The organism is Pseudoalteromonas sp. 120-MNA-CIBAN-0494 (genome assembly GCF_040308885.1).
Taxonomy (GTDB): domain Bacteria; phylum Pseudomonadota; class Gammaproteobacteria; order Enterobacterales; family Alteromonadaceae; genus Pseudoalteromonas; species Pseudoalteromonas nigrifaciens.
This window is the reverse complement of the sequence record NZ_JBEOOE010000069.1, coordinates 1-2,652: the sequence shown is the minus strand read 5'-3', so window position 1 is coordinate 2,652 and position 2,652 is coordinate 1. Positions and strand designations below refer to the sequence as shown.

1 protein-coding gene is annotated in these 2,652 nt (G+C 33.5%); it reads right to left on the bottom strand.

What is annotated here, in order from left to right:
• Positions 1–320 precede the first annotated feature (320 nt).
• Positions 321–2,189: a hypothetical protein gene (locus AAEY55_RS17955; protein ID WP_350552562.1), complete on the bottom strand. Its 1,869-nt coding sequence runs from the start codon at positions 2,187–2,189 to the stop codon at positions 321–323.
• Positions 2,190–2,652: the final 463 nt, after the last annotated feature.

Below are 2,652 nucleotides of genomic sequence, written 5' to 3'. Positions count from 1 at the left end.
TTATATTCCTGCATTACCGCTGAACTTTAGTCATCAAAATCTCCTCTGGAATATAGCTGTTAGTCTGCTTTGAGCGAATAGCGGACGGTCAGGAAAAACTCGTTTTTGGACAGAATGAGTCAACGACTTTTCTAAATTAGCAAAAGATAGATTAATTCAAGTATGGCAAAATCCGCTCGGCAAAAGGTATGACCTGCCCCCAATTAATTCACTAAGTTAAAGATTTAGATCAGATGATTCATAACCTCAAGAAACAGCACAAAGCCTGTGCTGTTTAATTTTATTATGCTCAATTAGTTGTATTGCCCGATATGAATAAGCTACATAATCTCTGGCAAAGGTGGTTTTTCTTTACCTATACGAGCCTTGAAGTTATGAATATCCGTTTCGAAATTTTTGTCTTCTGTTTTTAGAGCAAATTTTAACATACCATCTGTAAATCTAGTTAGGTTCAAATGATTTGATATGCGCTCATGCTTGAGGATTTTTCCATAAAGTAAGTTATGATCTATATAATCAATAGATATAACAGAAACATAATCATTGTATTTTAGGTGTCTTGCATTAATTCTTTGCCTATGTGCAAATTGAATCCTACAATAATCTCTTAATATCAACCCACAACTTTCAATTAATTTAGATGAATCGCCAAGCTCATATTTTTGAGCAGAGTTTAATATTTTATCAAAATGATATGACAATGATAAGAAATCTTCCTTACTGAAGTATTTTAATGCATCACTTATTAAAAATTTGTAGTTCTTCTCTTGATTGTCAATTACGTCATTTAGTAAGTTATTTAGCATTTCCTCGTCAAAATTTAAAGTATATGTTTCACTATAAAGTTCTTTAAGAAATTCAATAAAATCCTTATATTCTAGTTGGAAGTCTAGGTTAGGGTTATCTATAAAGTCCAATTCTACTGGGTATGTTTCTGTAGGAACTTGCAGTTTCTTTTTGTTTATAGAATTTAAGTTATATTCAAGATATGCTTCACGTCTAATCGGTGATGTTGAAAGTGTTAGAATGAATTTGTAAGATAGCTCTGAGTCGTTTAGATAAGTGACAATCAAAATGACTGTAGACATAATTTTCTTTTTTAGCAATTGATCAAAGTTGGTGTGCGTCACCATGTTATCAAGCACATTACAAATGGTTTTAATTAGTCTTTCTTTCTGATTGCTACAAAGAAGATAATACATACCATCGACTATATTTTGTACTATTTGAAAAGAGTTGTGAAAGCTCTCGTCTCCGAAAATTAAATCCAGCGCGGTTGAATATGCACCAGATGTTATTTCTGGATAATATTTTAATATAGTGTGGTCATTAATATACTCGTATAGTCTATCATTATCTTTATCATCTAACCTCATCGATGAAAGCTCTTTCCTTCTAGACTTAATCCACTCACCAGCTTTGATTTTTTCATTTATTTTTGTTCGTCTTTTAAAAATCATTGGTGTGTAATCTGGAAGATAATCAGGAGAAATTTTCTCTCCGAAAACTGAAATTTTCATTTCGTTTTGTAAATCATAATTATCTTCAAAATACTCAGTGGACTGAGATATTATAAATCCTATATTATCATAGTGAGAGAAAGGTTTTCCCACGTTACCACTATTTGGTTGAGTCCATGCAGGGAAGGCTGATTTAATTTCCGTTCCTTTGAACTGAATAACTATTTTCATAGTTTTCATTGGTTCATCATTATTGATGTAACCTATGATCTGACCATTACTTCGTTGAGTTATATCTTCATTCTCTAATGCCTCATCAATTGCCTCGATGACAGCATTTCTATCAAAATGCTTAGGGAAAAGAGTTTTCCATAGGTAGCCAGATTTATAATAATCGTCTGGATACATTGTTATTTTAGCTGCTTTACCCGAAAATAAGTCTCTGGGTAGCCTTAACGTGATAACTCCATTGCTAAGCTCTCTAGCGTAATACCAGTATTTGTGAATGTTACTGTTGAAAAAGTGTAAGTGAGAAAGTTCTTTGTTATAATTATTTCTAAAGGTGTTCCATCCGCTACAGGAATGTAAACCACCTCTCAGCACAGTCATATTGTCATCACCTTGCTGAGTTCTTACTACAAAGTTACCTTCATAGACATGCGTGACAGCCTCTTCGCTAAGTCTTAGTTTTTTACCATCTGACTGTATATATTCTTTAATAATTTTCATATTTCAATAAACTTTTGTTAAACACTTGAGATATGATTTGTTAATTGTAATCTTTACTATGAATACTGTTAGGGAGATATACTTACGAATCATATAGTTAGTTGAACCAGAGGAAATTGATGCTTCACCTCCTCCAGTACACTGTGTTGCATAAGGAAAAGTAAGTCAATTGATGCTGAGGAGTAGCTAGTAGAAAAATGTCGAAACTCACAATGAGGTATAAACGAGTTAGTACCAATGACCGCTCATGGCACGTTCCTGAAGCCTGCTGTGAGCGAAAACCGGCCAGTCAAGAATTATGATGCATTAAGTCAAAATTTTACCCTTTTGGCTTTTAGCCTGAATAGTAAATTCACTTGGGCAGTATTGGTTTATTGAATTGAACTAAGGTGAGCGTCTAGCGAACTACACCTATGTTTTAAAATTCCAGGGTAACAAGCTGTCGATATCGGGCTCAGGCTGG

What these genes read in the sequence shown, in the direction of transcription:
- AAEY55_RS17955 (WP_350552562.1), bottom strand. Translation starts at nt 2,189, where the DNA reads ATGAAAATTATTAAAGAATATATACAGTCAGATGGTAAAAAACTAAGA.